Raw genomic sequence first — 18,130 nt, forward strand, 5'->3', positions numbered from 1 at the left:
ACTCTTTATTCTAAAGGACAAATTCGACAATGCAACATTATTTCCTTTATTTTTTTATAAAAAAGTCTTTTTTATCATTATCCCATAAATTCCTTGTGTTTTCTGGTTTTTTCGACGTTTTTCTAACGGTATTACGACAGTCTTTTCATCGCAAAAAGAGCGAACTATTTATCGTTAGCTCGCTCTTTTTGATTCTTTTTTATAAATATTAATACCAGCTTCATTTAACATCCACTCAATATGAACACCATATCCTGAAGTTGGATCATTAACAAATACATGCGTAACAGCTCCGATTACTTTGCCATCTTGAATAATTGGGCTGCCGCTCATTCCTTGCACAATACCACCTGTTTTGTCTAATAACTCTTTGTCTGTAATTTTAATGACCATCCCTTTAGTAGCAGGGAATTTTTGCGGAATGCTACTAACAACTTCCACATCGAACTCTTCCACTTTATCATTTTCAACTACCGTTAGAATCTTAGCGGGTCCTTCTTTTACTTGATGAGATAGTGAAATCGGCATTGGCTTATCTAAAATACCGTTTTCCATCGTTTCAGATAGCTTTCCAAAGATACCAAATGGGCTATTTGTTTTGATGTTGCCGATAATTTCTTTATCTTCTGAGAAGCGTGCTAGCTTCTCGCCTGGAACGCCGTTTTCACCTTTTTCAATTGATGTGACGGTAGAGCGTACAATTTGCCCATCTTCTACAACAATTGGTTTTTTGGTATCCATATCGGAAATGACGTGACCTAACGCTCCATATTTCTTTGATTTTGGATCATAGAAAGTCATCGTACCAATACCTGCTGCCGAATCTCTAATATATAGACCAATTCGATACGCGTAATCTTCTTTGTCTTTTAAAGGATATAACTTTGTTTGAAATTGTTCTTTTTCTCTCATTACTTGCAATTTTAAAGGCTCTCCAGTTTTTCCTGCTTGCTGAATAAATGGGGTAATATCACTCATCTTTTCAATCGTTTTGCCATTGATCTTTGTAATCATGTCGCCTACTTGGATGCCTGCAATTTCACCAGGAGATTTCTTTCCATCTTTCGTATCAACTTGATGATAACCAACAACTAAAACACCTTTAGAGTTCAGCTTGACACCAATTGATTGGCCTCCAGGAATGACTTTAAAGTCAGATAATACTTGAACATCTACTCTTTTGACCGGTACTCCTGCAAGGTGGAGCATCATTTCTTCTTTTCCTACTTCTTTGCCAGCGATACTAAGCTTAGCGTCTTGTTTCATCGTTTCAATAACATCATTACTATGAGTGCTAACTGCTAACGATGTAGGAAAATTCACTTCATCACTTTTAAACAATGTCATTTGTTTTGGGATAGTAAGGTATTGCTGCACAACAGGGATAAAGCCTACAAAAATAAACGAAACAAGGAGAATTGCACCAATTATATATCTAATTCGATTGTTCATCTTTTCACTCTCCTCGCTTCCTCGCCTAAATGGCTACACTTTTACTTTTGCCTTCTTATAGCCCATTTATAACCGAAGTTCAAAGAAAAATAAAAAGAACGGCAGGAAAGATTTTTAACCAAAGTTTACTACATAAAAAAAGCGCTTTTGGCACATAACAATCCACCAGAAGCGCTTTTTAAATGCTTATTGTTTAATTTTCGCTGCTAAACCCAACAGTTCTTGGGCGTGCTGCTGAGTTAAATCAGTTATTTCGGCTCCTGCAATCATGCGAGCAATTTCTTTTGTTTTCTCTTCTTCACTTAAAGGTAGAACAGATGTTGTAGTACGATCATCTTTAATTTGCTTTGAAATAAACAAATGTGTATCTGCCATAGCAGCCACCTGTGGAAGATGAGAAATACATAGTACTTGAGAATCTACAGAAATGGCATGAATTTTCTCACCAATGGACTGTGCGACACGGCCGCTCACCCCTGTATCTACTTCATCAAAAATAATGGACGTAACGCCTTGATGCTTAGAGAAAATACTCTTTAGTGCAAGCATAATACGAGATAGTTCTCCACCAGACGCTACTTTAGCAAGAGGCTTTAACGGCTCACCTGGGTTTGTAGAAATGTAAAACTCCACTGAATCGATACCATCCTTAGTAAACTTAACAGAATCACCGCTAAGTTCGCTATCAGCTTGATTTGATGGTAGCTTTTCAAATACGATATTAAAAATAGTTTTAGCCATATAAAGCTCCTGTAGCTCTTGATGAATACTATCCGTTAATTCTGCTGCTAGCTGCTTTCTAACCTCAGAAACATTTTTCGCTTCAACAAGCAAATCTTCCGCTATGCTCGACAGCTTTTGTTTAATTTTCTCAACGTGAGTATCTCGATTTTCAATTCGATCAATTTCATCTTCAATTTGAGCTGCATACTCCAGAATTTCATCAACGCTTTGACCATACTTACGCTTTAAATGACTAATTTCATTTAGCCGTGATTCAATAAAATTAAGGCGCTTTGGGTCATACTCTAATAAATCAAGCTGCTGACGAATACGATAAGAAGCATCTTCAATTTGATAAAAACTTGATGATATAACTTCTGAAATTTCACCATAGGTATCTTCTAAGTTTGAAATTTCTTCGGCATGATTCATAGCTACACCCAGCCAATCTAACCCTCTTTGCTCACCATGAAGCGCATTATACGCATCTGTTAAGGACGTATAAATCTTCTCAAAGTTAGAAATCTTAAGGCGCTCATCCATCAGCAACTCATCTTCATTTGGTTGAAGATCAGCTGCTTTGATTTCATCAAGCTGAAATTGAATTAAGTCTAAGCGATGAGCCATTTGCTGTTCATTTTCTGTCAATTGTTCTAACTGTTTCTTTAGCGTCGTATATGTAGTAAACACTTCTCGATATTCTGATAGTGCTTCTTCAACCTTTTGCCCCCCATACTGATCAAGAAGAATTAGGTGTCGATCTTGGTTCATCAAGTCCTGATGTTCATGCTGTCCATGGATATCCATCAGTGTTTGACCCACTTCACGTAAAATGCCAAGCGTGACTAGCTTTCCATTGATACGGCAAATACTCTTACCGTTCATAGTGATGTCTCGTCTTAGCACCACCATTCCATCTTCAACTTCAACTCCCACCTGCTTGGCTTTTTCATAGCAAGGGTGCTCGTCTTCAATTAAAAATAACCCTTCAATCTCCGCTCGATTTGTTCCATGCCTTACAAACTCAGATGAACCACGCCCTCCAACAAGCAAATGAATAGCATCAATAATAATTGACTTACCAGCTCCTGTTTCACCTGTTAAAACTGTTAAGCCTTTTTCAAACGATACTGAAAGCTCATCAATGATGGCAAAGTTTTTGATTGATAGTTCTGCTAACAATCTGTTTCACACACCTTTACAACATTTCTAAGAATCGATCCGAAATCTTTTGAGTATCTTCAGGCGTTCGACAAATAATCAAACACGTATCATCACCACAAATTGTACCTAGAATTTCTTCCCAATCTAAATGATCAATCAATGCTCCAATAGCGTTGGCATTACCTGGCAAAGTTTTCATTACCAGCATATGCCCTGCTGAATCGATTTTTACAAAAGCATCCATCAATGACCGCTTTAGCTTTTGTAAAGGGTTAAAGCGCTGATCGGCAGGAAGGCTGTATTTATAGCGACCATCCATTAACGGAACTTTTACTAAGTGAAGCTCTTTAATGTCGCGAGAGATGGTTGCTTGCGTTACGTTAAATCCTTGATTTTTCAAAATATCTACTAACTCGTCTTGCGTTTCAATATCATTGTTTGTAATAATGTCACGAATTTTAATATGTCTTTGCCCTTTGTTCATACTGGCACCTCACACTAATATGTATTATCTTATTTCTTATAGTATAGACGGAATGTTATGATTCTCTTCCACATCATGCTGACATTCAATTTGATTATACACCTTTGCGTATAAAGGTGTATAATCAAATTGCCAATGCTAGAGTTACTAGCATTGGCTTTTCATGCTTGGACAGAGACAAGAGCGTTAAGACTTCTTCTCTTTAAGTACTAAATGCGCTTGTTCCACAACTTCTTGAGCTGTTAGAGTAGCAAGATTCTCTCCTTGCTCTCTTTGTCCTTTCCAATGTAGGTGAAGTAGAAACTCAATGTTTCCGTCTCCACCCGTTATTGGTGAGTACGATACGTTGCGTACATCATACCCTTCCTTCAAAGCAAAACTCACCATATTCTCAACAACTTCTTGATGAACCTTTGCATCTCGTACAATTCCTTTTTTTCCAACTTGCTCGCGACCTGCTTCAAACTGCGGCTTCACAAGGGCTACCACGTCACTCCCTGATACAAGAAGTTGTTTTAGCACGGGTAGAATTAACTTTAAGGAAATAAATGAAACATCGATTGACGCGAATTCAGGTAACCCGGCCGTAAGGTCAGCTGGCGTAACATAGCGAAAGTTCGTACGTTCCATCACAACCACTCGCTCATCTTGTCGTAGCTTCCAAGCAAGTTGATTATAGCCGACATCCAGTGCATATGACATTTTTGCTCCGTTTTGCAAAGCACAGTCAGTAAATCCACCTGTTGACGAGCCAATATCAATCATAATACGATCTTTCACTTGTACATCAAACTCTTTCAGTGCTTTTTCAAGCTTAAAGCCACCTCTACTTACATACGGCATTACTGCTCCCTTTACAGTCAAAGGTGTTTCTCGATCAATCTTTTCCCCAGGCTTGTCTAAACGCTGTTCATTCGCGTATACAAGGCCAGCCATAACTGTTCGCTTCGCTTTTTCTCTCGTTTCTACCAAGCCTTTTTCGACTAGTAGAACGTCTACTCGTTCTTTTTTCGTCACTTCACTTCAAGCCTCTTTTGTATTGGTCTTACGAGTTTATTTACTCGATTAATTACTTCATCAGTTGTTAGGTTAATTTCTTCTAATAACTTTGTTACGCTTCCATGCTCAATAAACTTATCTGGAATTCCCATACGATCAATAGGGGAATAATATCCATGCTCTGAAGCAAACTCTAATACTGCACTTCCAAATCCACCTTGTAATACAGCTTCTTCAATTGTTAAAACAGGGCGGTTTGATTTTAAAACTTGGTGCAGCATTGCTTCATCCATTGGCTTGATGAAACGTGCATTGATAACCTCAACTTGAATACCTTTTTCACTTAACGCTTCCGCCGCTTCCATAGCCATTGGAATCGTTGTACCAAACGTTAGGATAGTTGCATCTGTACCTTCTTTTAGTACTTCCCATGTTCCAATATCAATTGACTTTAGCTCTTCATCTAACGGTACCCCTAGACCATTCCCTCTAGGATAACGCATAGCAATTGGTCCTGCTTCATATGTTAATGCTGTATGAACCATATGCTGACCTTCATTTTCATCTTTCGGCATCATTAACACTAAGTTTGGTAAATGGCGTAAAAATGCAATATCGAATACACCTTGATGTGTTTCTCCGTCTGCTCCAACTAAGCCTGCTCGGTCAATTCCGATAAATACATTTAGCTTTTGACGACAAATGTCATGTACAACTTGGTCATAAGCACGCTGCAAGAACGTTGAATAAATAGCTAAGAACGGCTTCATATTTTGAGTAGCTAAGCCAGCTGCCATCGTTGTTGCATGTTGCTCTGCAATTCCAACATCAAACATACGATGCGGAAACTCTTGTTGAAATGCTTCTAACTTAGACCCAACTGGCATAGCAGGCGTGACCGCTACAATACGTTCGTCTTTACGAGCCATTTTTAAAACAGTATTACTCACTAGTGCGCTCCATCCTACCGGTACATTTTTATCTTTAATAAAGTCACCAGACTCAATTTTGTAAGGGCCTGTACCATGCCACGCACCGCTAGTATCACTTTCTGCTGGTAAGTACCCCTTACCTTTTTTCGTAATAACATGAACGACAACTGGCCCTTTTGTCTTCTTGGCATACTGAAGAGTTTCTAAAAGCTCTTCGTAATTATGACCATCCACCGGACCGAGGTATGTAAATCCAAGGTCTTCAAAAAACATACCGGATACAACCATATACTTTAGACCATCTTTAACGCGCTCCGCTGTGGCTGCTAGTTTCCCACCAACGGCTGGAACTTTTTTCAAAAGCACTTCTAGCTCATCTTTTACCCAATTGTATTTCCCTGCTGTACGAAGTCGCCCCAGTACGCTGTGAAGGGCACCTACATTTGGAGCAATCGACATCTCATTATCGTTTAAAATAACAGTCATATCTGTTTTTTCATGGCCAATATGGTTTAGCGCTTCCAAGGCCATACCGCCTGTTAAGGCTCCGTCACCAATAATTGGGATAACATGAGATTTTGTTTTTTGTAAATCACGCGCAACTGCCATTCCCATTGCAGCTGATAATGAAGTAGAACTGTGTCCCGTTTCCCACACATCATGTTCGCTTTCATCACGCTTAGGAAAACCGCAAAGGCCTTTATACTGGCGAATAGTATCGAATTCGCATGCTCGTCCCGTTAAAATTTTATGAACATAGGACTGATGTCCAACATCCCATAGAAATTTATCTTTAGGACTGTTAAATACTTTATGAAGGGCCACCGTCAGCTCAACTACTCCTAAGTTTGGCCCAATATGGCCTCCTGTTACAGAGAGCTTTGTAATTAAAAAGCGACGAATTTCTTCACTCAATGCTTCTAATTCTGTTATTGACATCTTTTTTAAAAAATCAGGACTTTTTATCGCTGTAAGATCCAATCTGGATCACTCACTTTCGTACTTGTTATAAAGTTACCTTAATACATTTTGTATGGTTTTATACTAATAGTCAATTATTAACACAGTTACTACTTATAATACCTTTGTCAGGTTATAAGTAAACATACCTCTCTTTAAAAGAAAACAGTGAAAAAATAGCCGCTAACACAAATGTGATAACGGCCACCAAAATATTGTATATGTCTTGCAAACCTATGCACTACGTCTTTGACATAGTAGTAAGGCTATTATAGCATAGGCAATATTGGGACTCAATCTTATTTTATCTCATTTATATAAAAAACAGGGCCGTTGCTTAACGATCACGTTTTGCTACGTATAGACAAATTTCTTCAAGCAACCCCGTATCCAAATTCGCTGTTTTAAGCGCATCTAAGCTGGATTGAATATGGTGATGAAGCTTTTGTTTGGCTTCTTCCATTCCCAGTAGAAGTGGATACGTCGTCTTTTCGTTTTCCGTATCGCTTCCCACTGGTTTGCCAATTGCTTCTTCGGACCCTTCAATATCTAAAATATCATCTTGAATTTGAAAAGCAATTCCTAAGTTAAAGCTGAACTTTTCTAGAAGCTTCAACTGCTCTTCAGTTGCCTCACCTAAGATTGCACCTGCTTTCACACAAAAACTTAAAAGCTTTCCTGTTTTATGTATATGAATATCTTCTAGCTCCTGAAGGGTTAAATATTCATGTTGCTGTTCTCCTTGCATATCAGCAACCTGTCCTTTAATCATGCCTTCTGCTCCCGCTGCTTTTGTAAGCTCGCTCAGAAGCTCTACTTTTACTTCATCTTTTATTTGTGAGGCATTTATAATCACCTGAAAACTGTTTGTTAATAGCGCGTCTCCCGCTAAAATTGCCGTTGCTTCGCCATATACCTTGTGATTTGTAGGCTTGCCTCTTCGTAAATCATCGTCATCCATGCTTGGTAAGTCATCGTGAATGAGTGAATACGTGTGAATCATTTCAACTGCGCTTGCAACTGCGATTCCTTTTTCTTCATCATGCCCCAATGCTTTTAACGTCGCAAAAACTAACATTGGTCTCAGACGCTTTCCTCCTGCCATTAATGAATACAACATCGACTCTTTTAATAATGAAGGAGCTTGCAGATTTGTTACATACTCATGAAAAAATGTCTCTACTTTCTCTTTTGTAAATTGAATATAATTCTGTAGCTGCTGTTCACTCACGTTTATTCTTCCTCCTGAACAGTAAAAGGTGCTAACGTTCCGTCTTCTTGCAAAATGTTCTCCATTTGTTTTTCGATTTGCTGGAGACGATCATGACAGAATTTTGATAAAGACATTCCTTGCTGAAATTTTTCAATCGCTTCTTCCAACGGAATGTCACCTTCTTCTAAGTTATTTACAATTTTCTCCAGCTGATCCATTGCGTCTTCAAACGTCTGCTCTTTTTTATTCGCCATCTTTTATCGCTCCTTTATATCTGACACTTCACACTGTAGTTGCCCATCAGTTAACCGAACTTGAATAGTATCACCTTTTGCCAATTGCTTTGTTGATTTTATTAACTTCTGATCATCATCATACACCAAGCTATATCCCCGCTCCATTGTTTTTAACGGGCTTAGTGCATGTAGCTTAGAGGCTGTGGTTGCAAATAAAAGGTGCTGCTGTTTCATAAGTTGTTGCATTTCTCTTTGCAACACTTTTGTTAGCTGCATGTGCTGTTCACGTGCTTGCTTGATTTTTTGCTGAGGATGATTGCGCTGCAAGTTCATGGCAAGTTGTTCGTATTGATTTTGCTTTCTTTCGAAAAATCTCTTGCTTTCACGATATAATGTATCGATAACGCGGTCAAGTTGTTGCTCTTTTTGTTCGATTAGTTTTTGTGGATAGCGAAACGCATAGGATTTTTGGGACTTTTCCAATCGTCTTTTACTATGCTGAATTTTTTCATTCATCGCGCGAAGTAAGCGAATATTTCGTTGCGAAATACGCTCCGAAATCTCAGCAATACTTGGTACTGCGAGTTCTGCAGCTCCTGTTGGAGTCGGGGCTCTTAGATCTGCTACAAAATCTGCAATTGTAAAGTCGGTCTCATGCCCAACTGCTGAAATAACAGGTAGCGCTGAATGATAAATCGCACGTGCAACCGCTTCTTCATTAAACGCCCATAGCTCTTCAATCGACCCTCCTCCTCGCCCAACAATTAGTACATCAACTTCGTCTCGCTTGTTTGCTTCGTTGATTGCTTTTACGATTGAAGGAGCAGCATTCACACCTTGAACGAGAGCTGGTATAACAATAATTTTAGCGATTGGGTAGCGCCTTTTCAGCGTTGTGATAATATCGCGGACTGCGGCTCCTGTCGGGGATGTAATTACACCGATTGCACTCGGGTATTTTGGAAGGTTTTGTTTGTGGGAAGCATGAAATAAGCCTTCTTTTTCAAGCTTTTTCTTTAACTGCTCATAAGCTAAGTAGAGATTACCAACACCATCAGGTTGCATTTCCTTTACATACATTTGATAGTTTCCACTTGGTTCGTATACGGATATTTCGCTGCGAATTAACACTTTCATTCCTTCTTCAGGCTGAAAAGCTAACTTGCTGTTATGACCAGCAAACATAACCGCTGCAATTCGAGCATTTTCATCTTTTAAGGTAAAATACATATGACCTCTACTATGCTTTTTAAAGTTAGATATTTCACCTTTAATCCAAATATCTTGTAAGTGAGGATCAACATCAAATTTCCGCTTAATATAGCGTGTTAATGCTGATACAGTTAAATAACGAACTTCACTCATAATATAACCTCCTTGTTTCTAAAAGGTTCTTCCCCTCTCCTTTTTAGATAAAGGAGAGAAGTACCTCATTAGATTGTACTCGGTTAGCGAGATAGAGTAACAGCTACCTTCGATAATACACCATTAATAAAGCGACCAGATTGATCATCACCAAATACTTTCGCTAATTCAATTGCTTCATTCATCGTAACATTTCCAGGAATTTCTTCTTCGTATTTCATTTCATATACCGCCATACGTAAAATAGTACGGTCTACCGTTGCAACTCTATCTAACGTCCATTTTTCTAAGTGATCACGTAGAATGCCATCGATTTCTTCTTGGTTATTTGCTACGCCTAATACTAATTTTTCTAAGAAATCGTCACCTTTTCCTTCTTGCAACACATTCTCCATTGCTTCTAACGGCTCAATTTGCCCAAGGTCGTGCTGAAATAAGGCCTGTAATGCTTTTTGTCTTGCTGTATGTCTTTTCATTATTTTGACTCCTTTATTTATCTACTTTCACTAGTATACCTAGATAATAGCACAATTTATTGTAAATCAAAGAAGGAATTTCACCCGTCATTACTATCTCACTTTTGCGCGACTGTTAATCATCCAACATTAGAAAGCGTAACATGGCGTCCTTCTTTATTCAGTGCTTTTCCGCCATGTTACACCTTCTAGATCAATTCATAAACACGAAAAAGACCGTCTATGTGACGAGACAGTCTTTTTCACTTTACCATAGCTTGTCTGGAAAAGAAATAACTAAAATCAGGAGTTACTCCTCTTCTTCAACTTCTTGCTTTTGCGTATCAAATTGAACGCCCACAATATGAATATTTACTTCATCTATTTCAATTGCTGTCATATTCTTTAACGCTTGGCGGATATTATCTTGTACCTTTTGCGCCACAACTGGAATAGATACACCAAACTTCATCATACAGAATACATCAACTTTAATACCATTTTCAGTTAAATCGACTTTAACGCCTTTTCCATGGTTTTTCTTCCCTAGCTTTTCAACGACACCTGCTGCAAAATTGCCACGCATAGCCGTAACGCCCTCTACTTCTGAAGCCGCAATCCCTGCAATTACTTCAATAACTTCAGGAGCAATTTCAACTTTACCTAAGGAATTTGGATGTTCTTCCATTTCTAATACATGATTTTCATTCATGTACAGCACCTCCTATTATTTATACTATACTACGAATTCATTACATCATGTAGCTCAAGAAATTTTGTATTGAATTCTCCACCTACAAATTGTTCGTGATTTAATAATTTCAAGTGGAACGGAATCGTTGTTGCAACTCCTTCAATAACAAACTCACTTAAAGCACGCTTCATTCGCTCAATTGCCTCTTCACGAGTTGGTGCATGAACAATTAGCTTCGCAATCATAGAATCATAATATGGCGGGATTGTATAGCCTGGGTATGCAGCTGAATCAACGCGTACTCCGTAGCCGCCTGGTGGTAAATACATTTCAATTGTTCCAGCAGATGGCATGAAGTTTTTCTCAGGGTTCTCTGCGTTAATACGACATTCGATCGCCCATCCATTAAATGTTACTTCCTCTTGTTTCAAAGGAAGATATTCGCCATTTGCTACTTTAATTTGCTCTTGAATCAAGTCAACACCTGTTACCATTTCTGTTACAGGATGCTCTACTTGAATACGCGTATTCATTTCCATGAAATAGAATTTATTTTCACGATAATCAAAGATAAACTCTACTGTACCGGCACCCGTGTAGCCAACTGCCTCAGCTGCTTTTACAGCTGCGTCTCCCATTTTAGCACGTGTTTCTTCATTTAGTGCTGGCGAAGGCGTTTCTTCAATTAATTTTTGAAGTCGACGCTGAATACTACAGTCACGCTCTCCTAAATGAATCACGTTACCATGTGTATCTGCTAATACTTGAATTTCAACATGGCGGAAATCTTCAATGTACTTTTCGATATAAACACCTGGATTACCAAATGCCGTAGCAGCTTCCTGTTGCGTTATCGTAATGCCTTTTACAAGCTCTTGCTCTGTTCTTGCAACGCGAATTCCTTTTCCGCCACCACCGGCTGTTGCTTTAATAATTACAGGATATCCAATATCTTTAGCAATTGACATGCCATCTTCAACTGACTCTACAATACCAGTTGAACCTGGAACAATTGGCACACCTGCTTGACGCATTGTTTCTCGCGCAATATCTTTTGTGCCCATTTTTGTAATAGCTTCAGGAGTAGGTCCCACAAACGTAATATTGCATTCTCGACAAAGCTCTGCGAAATCAGAGTTCTCCGCTAAGAATCCATATCCTGGATGAATTGCATCACAACCTGTTGATGTTGCAACGCTCATGATATTTGTAAAGTTTAAATAACTATCTTTTGATGCCGTAGGTCCAATGCAATAAGCTTCATCTGCAAGCTGTACATGAAGAGCGTTGCGATCGGCTTGGGAATAAACTGCAACTGACTCTACGCCTAATTCTTTGCAGGCACGAATAATACGGACTGCAATTTCTCCTCTATTTGCAACTAAAAGCTTTTTAATCATGTTTTACCGCTCCTTATTCAGGCTTCACTAAGAAAAGAGGTTGACCATACTCTACAAGCTGACCATTCTCAGCTAAAATTTCTACAATTTCACCTTTAACCTCTGCTTCAATTTCATTAAATAATTTCATTGCTTCAACGATACATACAATGGAATCCTTTTGAACTTTGTCACCAACTGCAACATATGCATCTTCATCTGGAGAAGATGATGCATAAAACGTTCCAACCATTGGAGACGTAATTTTATGTAGATTCTCATCTTTAGCTGGCGCTGCTTCTACTGGCTCAGCTGGTTTTGTTTCGCTTACGGCTGCCGCTTGTGGTTGAGCAACAGGTTGTGGCGCTACTACTTCAGGAGTTGATGAAACAACTTGTACAGGCGAAGCGTTCTTTGAAACAATTGCATCTTTCTTTTTCATTTTTACTTTTGATCCTTCATGCTCATATACAAATTCTTCAATGGATGATTGATCAACTAATTTAATTAATTCACGGATTTCTTGAATTTTTAACATATTAAACACTCCTACTTCATGAAATAGAAATCTTTCTACTACTTTGCTATGATACGACAAATTGCAATCTTCATTCAAATTGCTTTGTACGCATTTAAAAGAATAATCTACTCAAAATGGGTTTTAGAACTTACTACTATTTACAATTATAATCGTATCGATGGAGAAATTACAATTGTAGAAAAATATTATAACCTAGTACTAATATAAGGCTATAATGATAATTATAACCCAACCACTTGGATAAATCCACGTTAAAATTTAGCTACCCCCATGGAATAAAACGTAAAAAAAAGCGATGACAATAGGCTTCATCGCTTTTTGAATTGATTTATTTTGTTGGTTGAAACTCAACTGCCACCTCTTTTTGTCCAAGCTCTTTTTTCACTAATTGAATAATTTCATTTGCTTTTGCTTTAGAATGCTTTTCAGTTTTCACAGTAATATTAACCTCGCTACCATCAGCTCTTACCAATGCATCTTCATAACCTTTAGATTTAATTAATGTTTCAATGACAGCCTCTTTTTCTGCTAGCTCTGACAGTTGGTCGATTTTATCCATTGCTTTACTTACTTCAGTAGCTGATACGTTTTTGGAAGCAGCTACTTCTTGTAACTCTTCTTTCAACTTGCTTCTCTCATCAATTAGCTCTAATCGAAGCGCCGTAAACAATTCATCACTTTCTACATTTGATACAGTCGTTTTGCTCTCTGTAGTAGACTTAGCATTTTCTTTTTTTGTATCTTCTTTTGCGGGCTCTTTAGCATCTTCTTTTCCAGCTTCTTTTTTCGTATTTTCTTCTTGTTGATCCACAACCGCTACGTTTGATTGAGGGCTTTCTGGGGTTGTCATATAGTATACTGATAAAACCACTACTAAACTTAACATTGTTAATAACCAAACTGTTTGCTTTTTTAATAACATTTGGATTTCCCCCTTAACCTTTTTTAGGTAATACGGCAACTCTATGACTAGGAACATCTAAGGAGCGTGTCACTGCTTCAATAATCCACTTTTTCACCTCGATATTATCAGCCCCTTTCGCGACGACAAGAATGCCTCGTACTTTCGGTTTTTCTGTTTTCACTACAACAGGCTTTTCCTGGTCACCACTTCTAACGATAACTAACTTTTCATCTGTAGAAATGTCTTCTACCTTTCGCTTTCCACCTTCACGATCCGTTTCATCCGTCGATTGCTTTTGGGTCACCGTATTTTTCTCATAAACTTTCGCCTCTGTTGCATCGAGGTTCACGATTACTTCCACCTTGCTTACACCATCAATCTGTTCTAATACTTCTTGTAACTGTTCTTCATATTTCTTTTCATAATCAGTAATCGCTGTGTTTTTTTTCGAACCAAACGTTGGAACATCCTCTTGGTCCTGTACAGTAGAAGAAGCTGGTTTTGCTTCATCTACTGTTGATTGCAACATACCCTTTGAACCGTTCATGAGCATAAAGACCATTCCTGCTGCTAATAAAATACCCATATAAACGAGCTTAGAAGGCTTTTTGTCACCTGATTTTTTGGTCATGGAGAAAAGTCTTTTAAAAAACGATGATTCTTCTTTTTTATCATTCATGTCACGTTCACTCCTCCTCCAAGTTTACAATCATTTGTTTTTCATCTATGCCCCATTTAGCTGCTAGATACGTAGTAATATCCGTCGCTTCTTTTGAAGGTTCTTTTTCAATTGGTGTGGAGGTGTCAATGGAGATTTCTTTCACAACTGCCACGGCCTGTTCATCTTCAGGCTCTTGTGCACTCATCACAACTGTAATCGTTTTTATGTTGTCGGCTTCAGGATCTGCTTCTTCATTTTTCGTTTCAATGTGCATCTGATCAATTGCTACACCATACTGTTCCATCAGCTCCTCTTTTACCTCTGTCTCCATTTGGACAGCCATTTGTTCTAAAATATATGCACGTTGTGAAGCTTGTATTTCTTTTTTCTTACTTTCTATTAAATTTTCTACTCCTGCATCGTCACCAACCGCTGATAATCGAATCGAATTAAACATTTTATTTACGTCTACTTTTAAAATTTGAAAGACTGGCGTAACAATAATTAGCATTAGGAGTAAGCCAATGACGAGCTTCGTATATTTTTGAAACCCTGAATTAGGAAGCAATAAATTTATAACTGTTGCTAGTAAAATGAATAGAATAATATTTGTAATCCAGCTTGTTAATGCTTGCATTTTTTCTCCTCCTACCTGACCATCATCGTAACGTTGCTGGCTGTAATGATGACTGTTAAACATAGGAAAAACATCAGTGAGACAATTGCCAATGCAGCAAAAATATAAACAACACTCTTACTGATAATGCTTAAACACGAAATAACAGGACCGCCTCCGATTGGCTGTAAAAGTGCTGCAGCTAGCTTATAAATTAACGCAAGCGCTAGCACTTTAATAGCTGGAAAGGCAACGATTAAGAGTAAAACAACCACTCCCGCTATTCCAACCGTATTCTTTAAAAGAAGTGAGGCTGTGATAACGGTATCTGCCGCGTCTGTAAATACCCTTCCCACAACTGGAATAAAGTTTCCGGTAACAAACTTAGCGGTCCGAATAGTAATTCCATCCGCAACAGCAGAAGTAGCACCTTGTACTGAAATGACTCCTAAAAAAATTGTTAAAAAGACTCCTAAAATACCAATGCTGATGTTTCGAAGCAGCTGAGCTAACTGGGTGACCTTATACTGATCTGAAATAGTACTTACAATGCTTAAAAGCGCTGATAAAAACAATAGTGGCATGACTATATACTGGATGAGCATGCCGCTAATATTCATTAAAAATAAGATCACTGGATGAAAGAATGCCGCCGATATTACCCCGCCCGATGAAGCCATTAACGCTAATAATAGTGGAACCAGAGCTAAAATGAACTTAGACATTGTTTCGATTGCGCCTGTTGCGTATGAAATAGCTACTTGAAAACTATTTAGCGCAATGATAATTAACACCATATACACAAGCGCATAGGCAACTTTACTAACAGCTTGTTGATTGAATGCGCTCTGTAACGTTTGTAAAAAGACGCTGAATACGGTTAACATAATGAGTGTTCCTAGCAGTTTTCCATTTGAAATAATTTCATGAAGTAAAAATTTCACCAACCCGCTCAGCCACTCTTGAAGTGAAAACTCTTTGTCACCTTTTAAGAAGTCAACTAAGCTACCTTTTTGACTTTCTGGTAAAAAGCCACCATATTGAGTCAAGATATCATCCCAAAACTGCTTCACTTCGTCGATATTGAGCTGGTCAATTTGTTCATCTACTATTTCTTCTTGAGGCGCAGACTGAGAGGCTTGTACATTATTTGGAAAGAAAAAGAAGAGGAGCAAAAGGAATGCGAGCAATTTTCGTTTACTCATACACCACTTCATCTCGTCACCTCATGAGTTTAATAATTTAAGACGGTAGCATGGAAATAATTGTTTCAATAATTACTGTTAAGATGGGAATAGCCATTGATAAGATTAAAATTTTACCGCCCAGTTCAATTTTAGAAGCGATCGCACCTTGCCCAGCGTCCTTCGTAATTTGAGCACCAAATTCTGCAATATAAGCAATTCCTATAATCTTTAAGATCGTTTCAACATAAATCATGTTAACGTGTGCGTTCACAGAGAGCTTTTCAATCATTTTAATAATCTCGTATATCTGATCGATTAAAAATAAAAAGATCACACACCCTACAAAGACAACAAGTAAAAAAGCAATGGGGGATTTATGCTCTTTTAAAATGAGTGCTAAAAAGGTAGCAACTAAGCCTAGGCCCACAATCTGTATCATTTCAATGGCTAATCACCCCCTTAGCTTTGAAATAAAAAAACGGCTTTAATTTTTTGAAATAAATCTTCAACAATCGATGCAACCATAAACAAGATATAAATAAACCCTATAAGTGTTACCCAGTTTGCATAATCTTTCTTGCCCATTTGCTCTAACACCGTAACGAGAAACGCTACAACAATACCAATCCCTGCTATTTGAAAAATTGTATTCATATCAATGTTCATCCTTATTCCTCCAATCACTACATCAATAAAATGACGAGTAGCAATCCTGATAAAAAGCCAAGGCTTTTTATCATTTTTTCATACCGACTTTGCTGTTCAAGCGCATCCTGCTCTTCCCGGTCCAAGTGGTTAATAGCTAACAATATATGTTTTTGCTGGGAATACCGATCATGTTGCCCTAACGTTTCACCAAACTGCTTTAACACTTCAAGTTCTCCCTCTTTAAAGGCAAGCGCTTTTTTATGTGCTTGAAGAGCATGTTCCCACGCTTCTTTCGCAGTGGTCATTCCTTGTATTAAACGCTGTTCGAACTCCTTAAAAAAAAGCGATAATGGATTAGGAAATTGTTTTGAAAGCATGTTTGATATTTCATGAAGAGGGCGGTTACTGTACATGATTTCTGACTCTAACGATCGTAGCGCTGTTTTTAGTTGCCGAAGTTGTCTTGGCCTTTCACTAAGCTGCTTGGCAACTTCAAAGCCTGTGAACGTAGAAGCCAGTAAAATAAAAATAGCTCCTAAAATTTTCATTTCTTCGTCACCCTTTTTATTTCAAAGAATAATTGGACTTCAACGAAAGTGGTTTTCTTGCTTGATCATAGATGGCTTTCACAGTTCCTGGCCCATTCTCATTGGTTAATACCATATAGCGATCGAATACTTCAAGTTCTAATAATTGTTTCAAAGAAGGGCGTTTATTTAAATCAAACAGATCGTAACCGTGCACCGTCATAAATACTTGTACTCCTGCATTGACGGCCTCTAGCACGGCTTGACAGTCTTCTTCGCTTCCTACCTCATCCACAATTAATACGTTTGGACTCATCGATCGAATCATCATCATCATTCCTTCGGCTTTCGGACAGCTATCTAAAACATCTATTCGTGTTCCAAAGGTATGTTGGGGAACACCTTTGACACAGCCTGCAATTTCCGAGCGTTCATCTACGATACCCACTTTAACCGCTCCAATCTTCTGTTGACTATTTCCTGTGCTCATCATTCTTGCTAAGTCTCTTATCATTGTTGTTTTTCCTGTTTGTGGAGGACCAATCAAAACAGTACTAAGCCATCTGGATTGATAGAGCAGAGGAATTAGCGGTTCTGCTATGCCGATTTGTTCTTTTGCTACTCGAATGTTAAACGAAGTCACATCGCGAATTACACGAACATGTCCATTTTCAGTAATAACTTTACCCGCAAGCCCTACACGATGACCGCCTTCAATCGTCACATACCCTTTTTTTAATTCTTCTTCAATCATATAAATAGAGAAATGACTGAGTTTATTTAAAATAAATAGCGTGTCTTCTGCCGTTACCACATAGGGCAAAAACACAGGTTCACTGTCAATCGTTAACTCAATTTGCCTTCCAATTCGAATGCGTACTTCCTCTAAAGTTGCTATATAACGCTGTATATACGGCTGGACATTATGCTTAATACCTTCTGGAAAAATAGCGACAATTTCATCTAGCATTGAAATCCCCTCACCTTTAT

General features: G+C 38.2%; 20 protein-coding genes. All 20 read right to left on the reverse strand.

Features of this window, described 5'->3' with window-relative positions; genetic code table 11:
* Nucleotides 1–174 precede the first annotated feature (174 nt).
* The 20 genes from spoIVB to spoIIIAA all read right to left on the reverse strand — a co-directional run bounded on the left by spoIVB (nt 175) and on the right by spoIIIAA (nt 18,110).
* Complete coding sequence (spoIVB, locus tag EPL02_RS16925; RefSeq protein WP_094910756.1) at nt 175–1,452, reverse strand: SpoIVB peptidase; 1,278 nt, start codon at nt 1,450–1,452, stop codon at nt 175–177.
* Between the two features lie 186 nt (nt 1,453–1,638).
* Nucleotides 1,639–3,357: a DNA repair protein RecN gene (gene recN / locus EPL02_RS16930; protein WP_131888282.1), complete on the reverse strand. Its 1,719-nt coding sequence runs from the start codon at nt 3,355–3,357 to the stop codon at nt 1,639–1,641.
* Nucleotides 3,358–3,373: 16 nt separating this feature from the next.
* On the reverse strand, nt 3,374–3,823 hold the full coding sequence (ahrC, locus tag EPL02_RS16935) for a transcriptional regulator AhrC/ArgR (RefSeq protein WP_025911491.1): 450 nt from the start codon (nt 3,821–3,823) through the stop codon (nt 3,374–3,376).
* A gap of 186 nt (nt 3,824–4,009) precedes the next feature.
* A complete protein-coding gene (locus EPL02_RS16940) occupies nt 4,010–4,840 on the reverse strand; it encodes a TlyA family RNA methyltransferase (protein ID WP_131888283.1) in 831 nt (276 codons plus the stop codon).
* On the reverse strand, nt 4,837–6,735 hold the full coding sequence (gene dxs, locus EPL02_RS16945; protein WP_131888284.1) for a 1-deoxy-D-xylulose-5-phosphate synthase: 1,899 nt from the start codon (nt 6,733–6,735) through the stop codon (nt 4,837–4,839). The genes EPL02_RS16940 and dxs overlap by 4 nt, the downstream gene beginning before the upstream one ends.
* A 316-nt stretch (nt 6,736–7,051) precedes the next feature.
* The gene (locus EPL02_RS16950; RefSeq protein ID WP_131888285.1) at nt 7,052–7,945 is read right to left on the reverse strand and encodes a polyprenyl synthetase family protein; all 894 of its coding nucleotides are present in this window, start codon (nt 7,943–7,945) and stop codon (nt 7,052–7,054) included.
* Nucleotides 7,946–7,947: 2 nt separating this feature from the next.
* On the reverse strand, nt 7,948–8,181 hold the full coding sequence (locus EPL02_RS16955) for an exodeoxyribonuclease VII small subunit (protein WP_094910761.1): 234 nt from the start codon (nt 8,179–8,181) through the stop codon (nt 7,948–7,950).
* A 3-nt stretch (nt 8,182–8,184) separates the two neighbouring features.
* A complete protein-coding gene (gene xseA, locus EPL02_RS16960) occupies nt 8,185–9,528 on the reverse strand; it encodes an exodeoxyribonuclease VII large subunit (protein WP_094910762.1) in 1,344 nt (447 codons plus the stop codon).
* 83 nt (nt 9,529–9,611) lie between these two features.
* Complete coding sequence (nusB, locus tag EPL02_RS16965) at nt 9,612–10,004, reverse strand: transcription antitermination factor NusB (RefSeq protein ID WP_094910763.1); 393 nt, start codon at nt 10,002–10,004, stop codon at nt 9,612–9,614.
* 289 nt (nt 10,005–10,293) lie between these two features.
* Nucleotides 10,294–10,695: an Asp23/Gls24 family envelope stress response protein gene (locus EPL02_RS16970; protein ID WP_094910764.1), complete on the reverse strand. Its 402-nt coding sequence runs from the start codon at nt 10,693–10,695 to the stop codon at nt 10,294–10,296.
* A gap of 29 nt (nt 10,696–10,724) precedes the next feature.
* Complete coding sequence (accC, locus tag EPL02_RS16975; protein ID WP_094910765.1) at nt 10,725–12,077, reverse strand: acetyl-CoA carboxylase biotin carboxylase subunit; 1,353 nt, start codon at nt 12,075–12,077, stop codon at nt 10,725–10,727.
* A 13-nt stretch (nt 12,078–12,090) separates the two neighbouring features.
* Complete coding sequence (accB, locus tag EPL02_RS16980) at nt 12,091–12,594, reverse strand: acetyl-CoA carboxylase biotin carboxyl carrier protein (protein ID WP_094910766.1); 504 nt, start codon at nt 12,592–12,594, stop codon at nt 12,091–12,093.
* Between the two features lie 331 nt (nt 12,595–12,925).
* Nucleotides 12,926–13,519, reverse strand: coding sequence for a SpoIIIAH-like family protein (locus EPL02_RS16985; protein ID WP_094910767.1), 594 nt, complete (start codon nt 13,517–13,519; stop codon nt 12,926–12,928).
* Nucleotides 13,520–13,532: 13 nt separating this feature from the next.
* Nucleotides 13,533–14,180, reverse strand: a complete 648-nt coding sequence (gene spoIIIAG, locus EPL02_RS16990; RefSeq protein ID WP_094910768.1) for a stage III sporulation protein AG — start codon at nt 14,178–14,180, stop codon at nt 13,533–13,535.
* 7 nt (nt 14,181–14,187) lie between these two features.
* Nucleotides 14,188–14,799: a stage III sporulation protein AF gene (gene spoIIIAF, locus EPL02_RS16995; RefSeq protein ID WP_094910769.1), complete on the reverse strand. Its 612-nt coding sequence runs from the start codon at nt 14,797–14,799 to the stop codon at nt 14,188–14,190.
* Nucleotides 14,800–14,810: 11 nt separating this feature from the next.
* Nucleotides 14,811–15,983, reverse strand: a complete 1,173-nt coding sequence (gene spoIIIAE, locus EPL02_RS17000; protein ID WP_131888286.1) for a stage III sporulation protein AE — start codon at nt 15,981–15,983, stop codon at nt 14,811–14,813.
* 37 nt (nt 15,984–16,020) lie between these two features.
* The gene (gene spoIIIAD, locus EPL02_RS17005) at nt 16,021–16,404 is read right to left on the reverse strand and encodes a stage III sporulation protein AD (RefSeq protein WP_061784668.1); all 384 of its coding nucleotides are present in this window, start codon (nt 16,402–16,404) and stop codon (nt 16,021–16,023) included.
* Nucleotides 16,405–16,424: 20 nt separating this feature from the next.
* Complete coding sequence (spoIIIAC, locus tag EPL02_RS17010) at nt 16,425–16,631, reverse strand: stage III sporulation protein AC (RefSeq protein ID WP_025911519.1); 207 nt, start codon at nt 16,629–16,631, stop codon at nt 16,425–16,427.
* A gap of 17 nt (nt 16,632–16,648) precedes the next feature.
* Entirely contained in the window at nt 16,649–17,161 is a 513-nt protein-coding gene (gene spoIIIAB, locus EPL02_RS17015) for a stage III sporulation protein SpoIIIAB (RefSeq protein WP_094910770.1), read from the reverse strand.
* A gap of 16 nt (nt 17,162–17,177) precedes the next feature.
* Nucleotides 17,178–18,110 (reverse strand): stage III sporulation protein AA, encoded by a 933-nt coding sequence (spoIIIAA, locus tag EPL02_RS17020; protein WP_094910771.1) that lies wholly within the window; start codon nt 18,108–18,110, stop codon nt 17,178–17,180.
* Between the last annotated feature and the right edge of the window lie 20 nt (nt 18,111–18,130).

Origin of the sequence: Bacillus sp. CBEL-1, from assembly GCF_004348885.1 — a bacterium.
GTDB classification, from domain to species: Bacteria; Bacillota; Bacilli; order Bacillales; family Bacillaceae_H; genus Priestia; species Priestia aryabhattai_A.

Coding starts and splice junctions, on each gene's coding strand:
- spoIVB (WP_094910756.1), bottom strand. CDS start 1,452: ATGAACAATCGAATTAGATATATAATTGGTGCAATTCTCCTTGTTTCG.
- ahrC (WP_025911491.1), bottom strand. CDS start 3,823: ATGAACAAAGGGCAAAGACATATTAAAATTCGTGACATTATTACAAAC.
- EPL02_RS16955 (WP_094910761.1), bottom strand. CDS start 8,181: ATGGCGAATAAAAAAGAGCAGACGTTTGAAGACGCAATGGATCAGCTG.
- xseA (WP_094910762.1), bottom strand. CDS start 9,528: ATGAGTGAAGTTCGTTATTTAACTGTATCAGCATTAACACGCTATATT.
- nusB (WP_094910763.1), bottom strand. CDS start 10,004: ATGAAAAGACATACAGCAAGACAAAAAGCATTACAGGCCTTATTTCAG.
- EPL02_RS16970 (WP_094910764.1), bottom strand. CDS start 10,695: ATGAATGAAAATCATGTATTAGAAATGGAAGAACATCCAAATTCCTTA.
- accC (WP_094910765.1), bottom strand. CDS start 12,077: ATGATTAAAAAGCTTTTAGTTGCAAATAGAGGAGAAATTGCAGTCCGT.
- accB (WP_094910766.1), bottom strand. CDS start 12,594: ATGTTAAAAATTCAAGAAATCCGTGAATTAATTAAATTAGTTGATCAA.
- EPL02_RS16985 (WP_094910767.1), bottom strand. CDS start 13,519: ATGTTATTAAAAAAGCAAACAGTTTGGTTATTAACAATGTTAAGTTTA.
- spoIIIAG (WP_094910768.1), bottom strand. CDS start 14,180: ATGAATGATAAAAAAGAAGAATCATCGTTTTTTAAAAGACTTTTCTCC.
- spoIIIAF (WP_094910769.1), bottom strand. CDS start 14,799: ATGCAAGCATTAACAAGCTGGATTACAAATATTATTCTATTCATTTTA.
- spoIIIAE (WP_131888286.1), bottom strand. CDS start 15,983: ATGAGTAAACGAAAATTGCTCGCATTCCTTTTGCTCCTCTTCTTTTTC.
- spoIIIAD (WP_061784668.1), bottom strand. CDS start 16,404: ATGATACAGATTGTGGGCCTAGGCTTAGTTGCTACCTTTTTAGCACTC.
- spoIIIAC (WP_025911519.1), bottom strand. CDS start 16,631: ATGAACATTGATATGAATACAATTTTTCAAATAGCAGGGATTGGTATT.
- spoIIIAB (WP_094910770.1), bottom strand. CDS start 17,161: ATGAAAATTTTAGGAGCTATTTTTATTTTACTGGCTTCTACGTTCACA.
- spoIIIAA (WP_094910771.1), bottom strand. CDS start 18,110: ATGCTAGATGAAATTGTCGCTATTTTTCCAGAAGGTATTAAGCATAAT.